At 71.7% G+C, this 12,515-nt stretch carries 12 protein-coding genes; 5 read left to right on the top strand and 7 right to left on the bottom strand.

Annotated elements, in window-relative coordinates:
* Positions 1–140: 140 nt before the first annotated feature.
* Both ABD346_RS18950 and ABD346_RS18945 read right to left on the bottom strand, forming a co-directional pair.
* Positions 141–1,787: an amidohydrolase gene (locus ABD346_RS18950; protein ID WP_344376194.1), complete on the bottom strand. Its 1,647-nt coding sequence runs from the start codon at positions 1,785–1,787 to the stop codon at positions 141–143.
* A 78-nt stretch (positions 1,788–1,865) separates the two neighbouring features.
* On the bottom strand, positions 1,866–2,306 hold the full coding sequence (locus tag ABD346_RS18945) for an Lrp/AsnC family transcriptional regulator (RefSeq protein WP_344376193.1): 441 nt from the start codon (positions 2,304–2,306) through the stop codon (positions 1,866–1,868).
* 202 nt (positions 2,307–2,508) lie between these two features.
* On the opposite strand from ABD346_RS18945, the gene ABD346_RS18940 reads away from it, so the two are divergent.
* Positions 2,509–2,931: a hypothetical protein gene (locus ABD346_RS18940; RefSeq protein WP_344376191.1), complete on the top strand. Its 423-nt coding sequence runs from the start codon at positions 2,509–2,511 to the stop codon at positions 2,929–2,931.
* A 63-nt stretch (positions 2,932–2,994) separates the two neighbouring features.
* Here the strand turns inward: ABD346_RS18940 and ABD346_RS18935 are convergent, their stop codons facing one another.
* The 3 genes from ABD346_RS18935 to ABD346_RS18925 all read right to left on the bottom strand — a co-directional run bounded on the left by ABD346_RS18935 (position 2,995) and on the right by ABD346_RS18925 (position 7,222).
* A complete protein-coding gene (locus ABD346_RS18935; protein ID WP_344376190.1) occupies positions 2,995–4,095 on the bottom strand; it encodes a phosphotransferase family protein in 1,101 nt (366 codons plus the stop codon).
* 35 nt (positions 4,096–4,130) lie between these two features.
* Positions 4,131–5,246 carry an Rv3169 family protein gene (locus tag ABD346_RS18930; RefSeq protein ID WP_381226003.1) on the bottom strand — a complete coding sequence of 372 codons (1,116 nt, stop codon included), beginning with the start codon at positions 5,244–5,246 and terminating at the stop codon, positions 4,131–4,133.
* Between the two features lie 803 nt (positions 5,247–6,049).
* A complete protein-coding gene (locus ABD346_RS18925; protein WP_053724461.1) occupies positions 6,050–7,222 on the bottom strand; it encodes an acyl-CoA dehydrogenase family protein in 1,173 nt (390 codons plus the stop codon).
* A 390-nt stretch (positions 7,223–7,612) separates the two neighbouring features.
* On the opposite strand from ABD346_RS18925, the gene ABD346_RS18920 reads away from it, so the two are divergent.
* Positions 7,613–8,866 (top strand): glycoside hydrolase family 18 protein, encoded by a 1,254-nt coding sequence (locus ABD346_RS18920; protein WP_344376186.1) that lies wholly within the window; start codon positions 7,613–7,615, stop codon positions 8,864–8,866.
* Between the two features lie 52 nt (positions 8,867–8,918).
* Here ABD346_RS18920 and ABD346_RS18915 read toward each other — a convergent pair whose 3' ends face one another.
* Positions 8,919–9,545 (bottom strand): TetR/AcrR family transcriptional regulator, encoded by a 627-nt coding sequence (locus ABD346_RS18915; RefSeq protein ID WP_344376183.1) that lies wholly within the window; start codon positions 9,543–9,545, stop codon positions 8,919–8,921.
* A gap of 103 nt (positions 9,546–9,648) precedes the next feature.
* On the opposite strand from ABD346_RS18915, the gene ABD346_RS18910 reads away from it, so the two are divergent.
* Genes ABD346_RS18910 through ABD346_RS18900 form a run of 3 tightly spaced genes read left to right on the top strand, consistent with a single transcriptional unit; the run spans position 9,649 to position 12,271 of the window.
* Complete coding sequence (locus ABD346_RS18910) at positions 9,649–10,263, top strand: DUF6230 family protein (RefSeq protein WP_344376181.1); 615 nt, start codon at positions 9,649–9,651, stop codon at positions 10,261–10,263.
* Positions 10,254–11,399: a DUF6114 domain-containing protein gene (locus tag ABD346_RS18905; RefSeq protein WP_344376180.1), complete on the top strand. Its 1,146-nt coding sequence runs from the start codon at positions 10,254–10,256 to the stop codon at positions 11,397–11,399. The genes ABD346_RS18910 and ABD346_RS18905 overlap by 10 nt, the downstream gene beginning before the upstream one ends.
* Positions 11,396–12,271 (top strand): hypothetical protein, encoded by an 876-nt coding sequence (locus ABD346_RS18900; protein ID WP_344376178.1) that lies wholly within the window; start codon positions 11,396–11,398, stop codon positions 12,269–12,271. The genes ABD346_RS18905 and ABD346_RS18900 overlap by 4 nt, the downstream gene beginning before the upstream one ends.
* Here ABD346_RS18900 and ABD346_RS18895 read toward each other — a convergent pair whose 3' ends face one another.
* Positions 12,272–12,436, bottom strand: coding sequence for an SCO1431 family membrane protein (locus ABD346_RS18895; RefSeq protein WP_344376176.1), 165 nt, complete (start codon positions 12,434–12,436; stop codon positions 12,272–12,274).
* Positions 12,437–12,515: the final 79 nt, after the last annotated feature.

Below are 12,515 nucleotides of genomic sequence, written 5' to 3'. Positions count from 1 at the left end.
ACCTACCGGCCTTCCGCCGCTTTCTGTCAACAGCCGTTTGAGCTGCGGCGTTTCCGCGAATCACCAGGTCAGTGCCGAAGATCCGCAGGTCGTGGGGATGCCGTGACGGCCGCCCGCCAACAGTGCGAAATGTCGCTATGTCACTCGTTCGGACGCGCGAATACCGTTTGTCCGAACACCACGGTGCGCAGACAGACCGGCAGGGCGGTGCCCGGCGTGAGGTCGGGCAGACCCGGGGTGCCCGAGCGGGGGTCGGTGGACCAGCGGGCCACCCGGTCGTCCGGGGCCTGGACCACGAGGTCCTCGGCGCGCCAGACGGCGTAGTCGGCCGGAGCGCCCGGCACCAGCGTGCCCGCGTCGTCCCGGCCGAGCGCCCGCCAGCCGCCCCGGGTGTGCGCGGTGAAGGCGGCGCGGGCCGAGATGCGGTGTTCGAGGGTGCGGTGGAAGGCGGCCGCGCGGACGGTCCCCCACGGGTCCAGCGGGGTCACCGGGGAGTCGGAGCCGAAGGCGAGCGGCACTCCGGCCCTCAGGAGGGCGGCGTACGGGTTGAGGGTGCGGGCCCGCTCGGCGCCGAGCCGCTCGGCGTACATGCCCTCCTCGCCGCCCCACAGCGCGTCGAACGCGGGCTGCACGGACGCGGTGAGGCCGAGTTCGGCGAAGGCGGCGATCGTGTGCGGGGTGAGCATCTCGGCGTGCTCGACGCGGTGCCGGGCGGCGCGGATGCGGGCGAGACCGACCCGCTCGGCGGCTGCCCGCACGCCCTCGACGACCGCGGTGACGGCGGCGTCGCCGATGGCGTGGAAGCCGGCCTGGAGTCCGGCCTCGGTGCAGGCGGCCACATGGTCGGCGACGTCGGCCGCGTCGAGGTGGCCGGTCCCGGTGTGCGGGGCGTCGGCGTAGGGGGCGTGCAGGCAGGCGGTGTGGGAGCCGAGCGAGCCGTCCGCGAAGAGGTCCCCGGCCGCGCCGACCGCGCCGAGTTCGCGGATGCGATCGGCGTCCTTGACGCCGGCGACGCGCTCGGCCCAGTAGCCGAAGACCCGCGGGCCCGCTTCGTCGCGCGCCAGGGCGAGCAGCGAGGTGAAGTCGTCCTCGTCGGAGATGTCGGGGCCGCCGCACTCGTGGAGGGTGCCGATGCCGAGGGATGCGGCCCTGCGCAGCGCAGCGCGCTGGGCCTCGGCGCGCTGGCGCGGGGTGATGGCGCCGTGGGCCGCGGCCCGCACGGCGTGGTGCGCGGCGCCGGTCAGCGGCTCGCCGTCGCGGAATCCGGCCAGGTCGCGCACGCCGGGGACCAGGTCGAGCAGGGCGGTGGTGACGACGGCCGAGTGGACGTCGATGCGGGGCAGGTAGAGGGGGCGGCCGCCGGTGGCGGCGTCGAGTTCGGACCGCGAGGGGTGGCGCCGCTCGGGCCAGCGGGCGGCGTCCCAGCCGTTGCCGAGCAGCACCCTGTCGTCGGGGCGGGCCGCGGCGTGGGCGCGTACGGCGTCGAGGGCTTCGGCGAGCGTGCGGGCCGAGGAGAGGTCGAGGCCGGTCAGGGCGAGGCCGGTGGCGGTGGTGTGCACATGTGCGTCGGTGAACGCGGGGGTGACCAGGGCGCCTTCGAGGTCGACGACCTCGTCCACCCCGCCGGCGAAGGCGTCCGCGGCTCCCTCCGAGCCGACCCAGGCGACGTGTCCGCGTTCGACGACCATCGCGGTGGCGAACGGGTCGGCGGGGCTGTGTACGTCGCCGCCGCGCAGCAGGACGGTGCGGTGGGCGGTCTCTTCGGGTGCGGAACTCGCGGAACTCATGGAGGACAGCCTAGATATGCGGCGGCCTCGGCTCGTACAGGGCCGTGGCTCTTACGGGGCGGCCCGGAACGGGGTGGGCTAGATGTGCGGCGGCCGCGCCTCGTACGGGGTGGACAGGACGACGGTCGTACGGGTCGAGACGCCGGCCAGGGTGCGGATGCGGGTGAGCAGGTGCTCCAGCTCCAGCGGGGTCGCCACGCGCACCTTGAGGATGTAGTTCTCGTCCCCGGCGACGCTGTGGCAGGCCTCCAGCTCGGGTACGCCCGCCAGGCGCTCGGCGATGTCGTCGGGGGCGCTGGGGTCGAAGGGCTTGACCGAGATGAACGCGGTCAGCGGCAGGCCCACCGCCTCGGGGTCGACCACGGCGGCGTATCCGCGGATGACGCCGCGCTGCTCCAGGCGCCGCACCCGCTGGTGCACCGCCGAGGTGGACAGGCCGGTGGCCTTGCCCAGGTCGGTGTAGCTCATCCGCCCGTCCTTGACGAGCAGATCCACGATGTGACGGTCCAGCTCCTCCATGGCGATCAACCTATGCCCCGGGTCGCCTCCGGCACAGTCGGGCGCCGCCGGAAATGGCATCTGCGGGCGGCATGTGACGAACGCCACAGGTTTGCGGACGGCTCGGCGGGGGTCGCGCGGTTATCGCCGGGACTTGGCGGGAAGTGCTTGCTTTGGTCGCGGCCGCGGCGCAATGCCGGCCCACCCGAGGGGGAGTGTCCCAATGCAGAATTCCAAGCGCACCGGACGTATGGAACGTGAACGCACCGAACCGGAGCCTGCCGATATCACCGACCTGGTCGACGAAGAGGACGCGCTCGACGCGTACGACACCTTCGAGATGTACCGGGTGATCTGCCCGGACTGTGCACAGCCGATCGCGCTGCTCGCCGACGAGGACGAGCTGCCCGAGCACGCGCTGTGCCCGAGCAAGTGGAACCCGTTCGTCCTGACGGTGTGCGCCGGGACCGGGCGCTCGGCCGCGGACGCGAAGGCGGCGGACGATTCGCTCGACGTCCAGGAGCAGGACACCGCGCTGCTGCTCACGCTCCCGCAGGGGCTCGACTGGCGCACCCAGCCGTTCTCGCACGTCGGAGGCCCGGGCTCGCGCCCGCTGCGCGTGCCGGGGATGCGCCGCGCCGCCTGACCCGAGCGCCCGCAGCTTTTGTACGGGCCGGACGCCACAGGGGGGCGTCCGGCCGACGGCCGGTCAACTCCAGTACGTACCGCGCACCATGGCCTCCAGGCTGTCCCGGTGCATGATCAGTGCGTCCGGGTCGGCGGGTGGTTCGACCTCGCCGAAGTGCAGCTGGCGGTAGGCGATCCGCAGCATGACCACCGCGTGCCGCAGCGCCGCGTACAGGGTGTGGAACTCCATGTCGCGCGGGGTGTGGCCGGTGAGTTCGGCGTAGCGGCGCTCGATGTCGTCGCGGCGCAGGAAGTCCGGGAGGCCGGGCTGGCCGAAACTCACCGTCAGGTCCTGGAAGAAGCGGTGCAGATAGACGGTCCAGCCGAGGTCGAGTTCGCGGGGGCCGCAGGAGGCCATCTCCCAGTCGATGACGGCCGCCGGTTCGAAACCGTCGTAGATGATGTTTCCGATGCGGGCGTCGCCCCAGTTGAGGACCGACGGGCCCTCGTCCTTCGGCCAGTGTGCGTCGAGCCAGTCGAAGGCCGCCTCTATGAGGGGCGAGCGCGGCACTCCGTCAACCACCCATTCGTAGTAGTCCCGTTGGGCGGCGACGTGCCGGCTCAGGGCCGAACCCTTCGGGAAACGGTCCGGCAGCAGGAACTCGGCTTCCCGGTACGGGAATTGATCGTGCAGCCGGGCGAGGACGCCGACGGTGGCGTCCTGGAGGCGGGCACGGTCGGCGTCGGTGGCGGCGTGCAGCCAATTGCCCTCATACGTATAGGGCATGACGTCCGGCGGTACGAGCCCCTCGGCCCGGTCCATCACGAAGAACGGCGCGCCGAGCGGGGCCGGGTCCTCCTCCAGCCAGCGCACGCGCGGTACGGGCACGTCGGTGTGCTCGGCGACCAGACGCATGACGCGGTGCTGGCGGCCCATGTCGTACACGGGGAAGACGGTGTAGGCGGCGGGGTCGGCGGCGAGCCGCAGGGCGCAGGCGCGGACGGGGGTTTCGGGGTGCTCGATGTCGAAGAGGAGAGTCTCGCTCGACATGCCGTTGGAGGACGGCACCTTGATGCCGGTGACGCGGGCACCGGGCAGCCGGGCGTCCAGCCAGGCGGTGAGCCGGCGGCCGAGGTCCTCGGGGTCGCGGGTGGAGGTGCGGGGGCGTGGCGCGGTGGCCATGGCGGTGCTCCCTTCACGGGCGGCTCGGGCGGTTCTCACGGAGCGACGGAGGTGTAGTCGGCGAAGCCGCTGGGGTCGTGGCGGCCGAAGCTTCCGTGCTCGAAGATCCCGTATCCGGTCTGCCCGTCGAGGGTGAAGCGGGCGGCGTGGTCGGTGACGCCGTACGCGGCCATGGGGTGGGCGGCCGGGTCGGACAGGTCGTAGATCTGGCGGTCGGTCCAGCCGCGGCCCTGCCAGGTGCCGTGCTGCCAGCCGTCGGCGGGCGGGTATCCGGCGCCGACCGCGAGCGGGGAGGAGGCGAGGACCTCGACGCCGAGTTCGAGGGGTTTGCGGGACTGGTCGGTGAGGTGGATGACGGCGCGCTCGGGGTGGCGGGTGCCGGGCCGGTAGGTGATGTCGGCCTGGGGCCAGCCGAGTTGGGCGTCGGGGCGGCCCTCGCGCACGAGCACGGCCTCGTTGAGGGTGCGGTAGCCGTCGGCGTCCTCCTGGGCGATGACCATGACGAACCGGTCGTCGAACCGGGCGGGCACCCAGAGCCAGTGGAAGCCCTCGGGCCGGTACTCGTCGCCGCGCCCGGCCTCCTCGCCGGGAATCGGCCGCACCCCCCAACTCCGGTCGCGCGTCCCGGTCCACTCCCCCGCCGTGACGGCTATCTCCTCGCCCCCGACCCGGATCACGCCCTCGCACCGGCCCGCCTGCACGAACCGCCGCCCCTCCAGCGTGAGCCGGTCGCCCCGGCGCTGCACATGATGGGGTTCCCACAGCGCGGGGAAGTCCGCGTTCCAGACGATGTCGTACGAGAGTGAATTCGGGTCGTCCGGATCGGGAGCGCAGTGCAGTGCGAGGCGGCGCAACGGGGTGTCGGCGGTGATCCGCAGTGGGCCGACGCCGAGGTTCATACGGTCGTCGGTGAGGGCGTCGGAAGCCCGGACGGCGTGCAGTCGGTCGCCTACGCGCAAGGTCGCGTAGGCGTCGATCACCCCCGTGTTGGGGTAGACGCCGAGGCCCGCGATGAGCAGGGCGCGGCCCTGGTGGTCGAAGACGTGGAAGATGCAGCGGTCGTAGGCGTTGCGGTCGCCCGTCGCGACGTGCTTCATCGAGAGCGGGGTCTGGTGGATGGGGTACTCGTCGAGGGGGATGGGGCGGTCCATCGGCAACCTCCTTGGGATCAGCGGAAGCTGACGGTACGTCAGCTCGCCTCGCCTCGCCATACCCCGAGCGGGGGTGGGGCCCCTGAGGCTCCGCCCCAGACCCCGGGGACCCTTCTCACCCACCCGCCCGTGCAAGGGGTTGGATGGTTCGGCTCCTGGGGCTCCGCCCCAGACCCCCTGCGGGGACTCCGTCCCCTGCACCCCTTTCGAGGGCTCCGCCCCCGGACCCCCGATCGCGCCTGAACGGCGCTCGTCCTCAACCGCCGGACAGGCCAGGAGCGGGCTGACGCCCGCGATCGTCGACGATCCGGGCCCATTCGCATGCGCCCCCAGCAAAGGCCACCCCTGAGGGGCGCGGGAAACCGCGCGACCAACCACCCACAGCCCGCAGGCCAATGGCCATCCGGACCTCGGCACGCAACTCACAGGGGTTCACACCGCATCCCGCTCAGGGGCGCGAGGAACCGCGCAACGAGCCACCCACCGTCCGCAACTCACAGCCACCCGGGACCCGGGCCGCAACCCACGGGGCCCGCACCACATCCCCCCAAAAAAAGGGGCGTGGGGAACTGCGCGATCGGCCACCCAAGGTCCGCAACTCACAGCCGCCCGGGACCCAGGCCGCAACCCGTGGGGCCCGCACCACATCCCCCCAAAGGGGCGCGAGGAACTGCGCGACCGGCCACCCACGGTCCGCGGCTCACAGCCGTCTCCGGGGGCCGGGCCGCGGCCAGCCAGGGGCGCGGGGAACTGCAGGGGCGGGCGCCCCCGGCCCGGACCGGCACCCCCGCCCCCCGGAGGGATCAGCGGGTTTCCGGGCCCGCGAGGTGGCGGGCGATCACCATGCGCTGGATCTGATTCGTGCCCTCGACGATCTGCAGGACCTTCGCCTCGCGCATGAAGCGCTCGACCGGGAAGTCGGCCGTGTAGCCGTAGCCGCCCAGGACCTGGACCGCGTCGGTGGTCACCTTCATGGCCGCGTCCGTGCAGAACAGCTTGGCCATCGCGGCCTGGCGGGAGAAGGGGCGCCCCGCGTCGCGGAGCCGGGCGGCGGCCAGGTACAGCGCGCGGCCCGCCTCGATCTGGGTCGCCATGTCGGCCAGCATGAAGCGCAGGCCCTGGAAGTCGGCGATGGGCCGGCCGAACTGCTCGCGCCCGGTGGCGTAGGCGAGCGCCTCGTCGAGGGCGGCCTGGGCGACGCCGATCGCGCAGGCCGCGATGCCGAGCCGCCCCGAGTCGAGCGCGGACAGCGCGATCGCGAAGCCCTGCCCCTCCTCGCCGATGCGGCGCGCGTCGGGAACACGTACACCGTCGAAGTGGAGCTGGGCGGTGGGCGAGCCCTTCATGCCCATCTTCTTCTCGGGAGCCGCCGCGCTCAGCCCCTCGGCGTCACCCGGGACGAGGAAGGCCGTGATGCCGCGGGCACCCTCGCCGCCGGTGCGGGCGAGGACGGTGTAGAAGTCGGCGATCCCGCCGTGGGTGATCCAGGCCTTGGTGCCGGTGATGACCCAGTCGGCGCCGTCCCGCACGGCCTTGGTGCGCAGCGAGGCCGCGTCCGATCCCGACGAGGGCTCCGAGAGGCAGTACGCGCCGAGCAGGCCGCCGCCGAGCATCGCGGGCAGGTGCTCGGCCTGCTGCTCCTTGGTGCCGTAGCCCGCGAGCGCGTGGCAGGCGAGCGAGTGGACGCTCACGCCGAGGCCGACCGTGAGCCGGGCCGAGGCGAGCTCTTCGAGTACCTGGAGGTAGACCTCGTAGGGCTGGTCGCCCCCGCCGAACTCGGAGTCGTACGGAAGGCCGAGGAGGCCGGATTCGGAGAGCAGGGTGAAGATCTCGCGCGGGAAGTGCCCGGCGTCCTCCTGCTCGGCGGCCCGAGGCGCGATCTCCCGCTGGACGATGTCGCGCACAAGGGCGACAAGGTCCCGGGCCTCTTCGGTGGGCAGCTGTCGTTCCACCGGCTGTGGGGCACGGTCGGGCATGGCGGCGCTCTCCTCCCTGTCGGGCGCTTCGGCGGACGCACGCGCAGGGTGTGGCGGCGCCGCCGGTGACTCTGCTCTCCGGCCGATACCTTCCCTTCCGGGTCACGGAAGTAGCAGGCGGGCGGCCGTGGCGGTGTGAGTATGCCCGATCGGACGCGTCCCGTCACTGGCTCCAAGATCACGATTTACCCGCGCTCCGAGCCGACTCGGCGCGGGCTCCCCGCCGGGCACCGCCCTGGAATTGAGCGCTCCGGAATTGGTCCGAACCATTGACCGCACTGGTCTAGTCCTTCTAGCGTTCCGTTCAACGTCTTAGTGCGTTCATGTCAAAGAACACCTCACGGCAGTCGTGCACGGCCCCCACGCTCCCCTCCCCACGAGGAGATCACGATGCTCGGACCCCGCCCCCCACGCCCCAGGTTCAAGGCCCTGATCGCCGCCGCGTGTACCGCGGCGCTCGGCGTCACCCTGCTCGCCGGCGCGGGCAGCGCCACCGCCTCCCCCGAAAAGGCGCCCCAGACCGCCGGGACAACAGCCGCCGCCGGTTCCAAAGTCGTCGGGTACTTCACCGACTGGGGCGTCTACCAGCGCAATTACCACGTCAAGAACATCGAGACGTCCGGTTCGGCGGCCAAGCTGACCCACATCAACTACGCGTTCGGCAACGTGACCGGCGGCAAGTGCGCCATCGGCGACGCGTATGCCGACTACCAGAAGACGTACGACGCCTCCTCCAGCGTGGACGGCACCGCCGACACCTGGGACCAGCCGGTCGCGGGCAGTTTCAACCAGCTGCGCGAGCTGAAGAAGAAGCATCCCGGGCTCAAGGTCCTCTGGTCGTTCGGCGGTTGGACCTGGTCGGGCGGGTTCGGCGAGGCCGCCAAGAACCCCGCCGCGTTCGCCGACTCCTGCTACAGCCTGGTCAAGGACCCGCGCTGGGCGGACCTCTTCGACGGCATCGACATCGACTGGGAGTACCCCAACGCCTGCGGCCTGTCCTGCGACACCAGCGGGCGCGAGGCGTTCAAGAACCTTCTGGCGGCGCTGCGTTCGAAGTTCGGCGGCTCCAGCCTGGTGACCGCCGCCATCACCGCCGACGCCTCGGCAGGCGGCAAGATGGACGCCACCGACTACGCGGGCGCGGCCCAGTACGTCGACTGGTACAACCCGATGACGTACGACTTCTTCGGCGCCTGGGCCGCCCAGGGTCCGACCGCCCCGCACTCCCCGCTGACCTCGTACAGCGGGATCCCCACGCAGGGCTTCAACACGGACGCCGCCATCCAGAAGCTGAAGGGCCTCGGCATCCCGTCGGGCAAGCTCCTGCTCGGCATCGGGTTCTACGGGCGCGGCTGGACGGGTGTGACGCAGAAGGAGCCGGGCGGCGCCGCGACCGGGCCCGCGGCCGGAACGTACGAGCAGGGCATCGAGGACTACAAGGTGCTCAAGACCAAGTGCCCCGCCAACGGGACGGTCGCGGGGACGGCGTACGCGTACTGCGGCAACAACTGGTGGAGCTACGACACCCCGTCCACCATCGCCGGAAAGATGGCCTACAAGAACAGCCAGGGTCTCGGCGGCACCTTCTTCTGGGAGCTGAGCGGCGACACCGGTAACGGCGAGCTCGTCAAGTCGATCAAATAGCCAGGGAGTTGGAGGGGCGGGCGGCGACGTGCCGCCCGCCCCTTGGGCGTGTCTAGGCCGGCTCCGGAGAGGGGCAGGACGGCTCGAACTCCTCGATGGTGTCCAGGGTGCGCCGCAGCATCCGCACCAGGAGCTCGCGCACCGTGCCGCGGGGCGGCTCCACGGCGGCGAGCCAGTCGAGCGTGACGCTCTCCACGCTGCCCAGCCAGCCGAGCAGCGCGAGCCGGGCGAGCACCGGTATCTCCCGGGTGCCGTAGGCGCCCTCGGCGATGGTGGCGATCAGCTCCTCGCGCACCGCGTCCCGGATGGCCTGCACCTGGGTGTCGAAGCCGACGCCGCCGGTGACGATCGTCCGGTACGCGGCCTGGTGGTGCTGGGCGTACAGGAGGTAGCCGTCGATGGTGCGGTGGACGCGTTCGGCGCGGGGCAGCTCGGTGTCGCTCCCGGCGCGGGACACCAGATCCGCGACGGAGTCCTCGACGATGGCCAGGTAGTAGCCCCGTTTGGACTTGAAGTAGTAGTAGATCAGGCCCTTGGCGACCCCGGCGTGCTTGGCGATGTCGTCCATCGACAGCGCGTCGTACGAGGTGTCGGCGAACAACTTCCGGCCCGTTGCGATGAGTTCGGAGCGGCGGACCTGGGATCTCTCGGTCGTACCGCCCTGTTGACTATTATTCAAATTCGGCCCTAGTCTCCAACTGCCACAGGATGCCCGCAGTATGGCAGACCTGCATTCGCACTCCCCCTGCACCGCTGGACGACGTGTCGTACGGGAGGATCAAGTGAGCGCAGCCAAGCGGCCGTTGGCCGAAGGCAGAACCGCCTGGAAGAAGACCGCGGTCGTCGCCCTGCCGGCGGTCGTCGCGGTCGGGATCATGGCCAATGTGATGGCCGAGGGCGCGCTTGCCGCGTCGTTCGCGGTCTCCGGGACCAGTTTCCAGGTGGCGTCGGGCAAGCTGACCAGTTCGGGGCTCTCCTCGTACGTACAGACCGACAAGTCCGTCGACGGCAAGGGCCACCCCGTGGCCCTGCTCGGCATCGGTGACGCGAGGCTCAGCGACATCTGCCAGTCGGCCGAGGTCGGCACGCCCGTCGGCACGGTCGTGTTCAAGCTGACGGCGGGGGGCGACGCGGGCGAGGTCACGGCCAGCAATCTCGTCATCGACGGCGAGGACCTGGTCGGCGACGCCCAGTTCGGCACGGCACAGATCGGCCGGGACGCCTCAACCCTGGACGCGGTCAAGGGAGTTCAGGGCGAGCCGGGCAAGTTCGGACTGCAGGCCGGGAACATCGAGGTGAACGGCGTGAAGTCGCATGCCTGGTCGGCGACCGGCGGCAACTTCCGGCTGAAGGGGATGAAGGTCGATGTGAGCATCGGCGGCAAGAAGTGCTTCTGAGACGGCTCGGGCTGCTCAGGCTCCCCCGCGACGGCGCCTCGCCGCCCCGGCCGCCGGTCCGGGTGCAGAGTGATCCGCGAGCCCCTCGGCCGGGCGACGACGTCGGTCCGTACGCCGGGCTCGGCCCCGGCGCGCGGACCGGCCAGGGTGCGGGGCCCCGCGCCAGTGAGGGGACGGGGCCCCGTACCGGCGAACCGCGGCGTGCTTCCTGGGCCGAGCCGGGCCCGGAGCGGTTTCCGGCGCTCGACGCACGCCTGCCGCTGCCCGAGGCCCGGCGGGTATTACGGGGCTGGCGGCGGACGCGGCCGTTCTGGGCGGGGCTCTTCCTCGTCCTCGGCGGCCTCGAACTGCTCGTGGTGCCGCTCTCGCCGCTGACCATCCTGGTCAGCCTCGGGCTCGGCGGGATCGCCGCGATCGGCATCGGACTCGCCCTCGTCGCGGCCGGGCTCTTCCTCTGGTTCCTGCCGCACACCCGGCACTACGTGTCGGTCAACGCCCTGATCCTGTCGGTGCTCTCCTTCGCGGCCACCAATCTCGGCGGGTTCCTGGTCGGGATGGCACTCGGCATCACGGGCAGCGCGATGGGGTTCGGCTGGATGCCGAAGGAGGAGGCGACGCGGCGGGTGCCGACCGTGCGCACCCAGCACACGCTCGCCGCGGCCCTGCCGCTCGCCCTCCTCGCCACACTCGGCGGGCACCGCGCCGAGCAGGCGCCGCAGCCCGGCTCGGTCACCGCCCCGGCAGTGCCGCCGACCGTCACCACGACCCGCTTCTCCCCCAACGGCTTCCTGCTCGCCGGGGTGACGACCGTGCCCACCGCGCACGGCCCGCTCAAGGCCATGGTCCTGAAGATGAACTCGGCCTCGCTCACCGACTACCGCCTCAGCACGCGCGACGGACACGACGAACTCGCCCTGGGCGCACGGTCGTTGGACCTCAGCGGGCATGTGACGCTCTATCTCACCAAGTTCAGCGGCTGCCTCGAAGGACTGCTCTGCATCACCTTCGACCCCAACACCCTGCCGGTGCCGCCGATCGTCCCGCCGTTCGTCTTCATGACCGATGTGACGGCCGAACAGGCCCTCGTCACCTCGGATTCCATCGTCGCGAACGGACTGACGCTGGGGGCATCGTGATCCAGATCCAGGCCGCGCTCTTCTGGGCGTACGGAACCGGGGCGACCTTCGCGGTCTCGGCGGCCCGCCAGCTCCAGTGGTGGCAGCGCTCGGTGCACGAGGAGGGAGTGCGCACCCGCAGCCGTGCCGCCAACCCGTACCTTCTGCTGACCGTGCTGTTCGCGGCCGTACTCCTGGTGCCCACCGGTCTCTTCATGATGTGGCAGAACCCGTCGTGGGCGACCATGCAGGTGGCCGGCGGCCACCAGGGGATCTGGGCCGGATTCGTGCTCTTCTACGCGGGCGGCACCGTCGTGGCAACCCTGCTCGGCTTCCTCGTGGCGCAGGCGCTCGTGCTGGTGGGGGCGGGCTACTGGGCGTATCTGCAGAGCGTGGGCGCACACTTCCTGCTGTTCGCGGTGCTGGTCCACGGGTGGGACGGGACCGGCTACCGGCGCCTGCTCACCACGAGCCGCGGGGCGCTGCGGGACTGGCCGAAGGACAGCGTGATCAACAATCTGCTGCACTTCCTGACGTCGGGCACGTTCCTGGCGCTGCTCGTCCTCGGGGCCGCCGTCGTCGGCACGATGCTGATCACGGAGATCGGCTGGCTCATGGAGGGCTGGGAGCTGCCGGGGGCGGACGAGGACCGCAGGGTGCCGCGGGTTCTGGCGGTGGCCATTGCGGCGGCGGGGGTCTATGGGCTGCCGTTCCTCGGCGCGGTGTCCGCGAGCGGGCTGGTGCGGCTGGCGGGGTGGGCTCTGGGTCTCGCGCTCTTCGCCGTGCCGGCGGGGGTGGTTCTGCTGGCCCGGCGGTCGCCCGTGCGAGCTCTCTACGGGCTGGTCGGCATCCCGAAACGGCACTGGAGAGCCGACCTGGAGCTCACGTATTAGCTACATCAGACCCGTCTGCGTCACCAGCATCGCGATGACCACCACGAGGGTCCAGCCCAGGACGTGCTCCAGGATCTTGGGGCCCACGTCCTTGGGGCCGCCCGTGCGGGCGCGGAGCTCGGCCAGGGCTCGGGGGTCGTCGGCGGTCGTGGCAGGCAGGGTCATGGGAACTCACTCGGTCGTGTGGCGGTGCACGGTCCCCCCGGTGACCGTTCCACGGTGCCATCGCCAGGGGCCCCCGGGG

The organism is Streptomyces mauvecolor (genome assembly GCF_039532965.1).
Classification (GTDB): Bacteria; Actinomycetota; Actinomycetes; order Streptomycetales; family Streptomycetaceae; genus Streptomyces; species Streptomyces violascens.
This window is presented reverse-complemented; position numbering and strand designations above follow the sequence as displayed.

Bases quoted from the DNA above. Each gene is read 5' to 3' on its own strand.
- ABD346_RS18950 (WP_344376194.1), bottom strand. From the start codon at position 1,787: ATGAGTTCCGCGAGTTCCGCACCCGAAGAGACCGCCCACCGCACCGTC.
- ABD346_RS18945 (WP_344376193.1), bottom strand. From the start codon at position 2,306: ATGGAGGAGCTGGACCGTCACATCGTGGATCTGCTCGTCAAGGACGGG.
- ABD346_RS18940 (WP_344376191.1), top strand. From the start codon at position 2,509: ATGCAGAATTCCAAGCGCACCGGACGTATGGAACGTGAACGCACCGAA.
- ABD346_RS18935 (WP_344376190.1), bottom strand. From the start codon at position 4,095: ATGGCCACCGCGCCACGCCCCCGCACCTCCACCCGCGACCCCGAGGAC.
- ABD346_RS18930 (WP_381226003.1), bottom strand. From the start codon at position 5,246: ATGGACCGCCCCATCCCCCTCGACGAGTACCCCATCCACCAGACCCCG.
- ABD346_RS18925 (WP_053724461.1), bottom strand. From the start codon at position 7,222: ATGCCCGACCGTGCCCCACAGCCGGTGGAACGACAGCTGCCCACCGAA.
- ABD346_RS18920 (WP_344376186.1), top strand. From the start codon at position 7,613: ATGCTCGGACCCCGCCCCCCACGCCCCAGGTTCAAGGCCCTGATCGCC.
- ABD346_RS18895 (WP_344376176.1), bottom strand. From the start codon at position 12,436: ATGACCCTGCCTGCCACGACCGCCGACGACCCCCGAGCCCTGGCCGAG.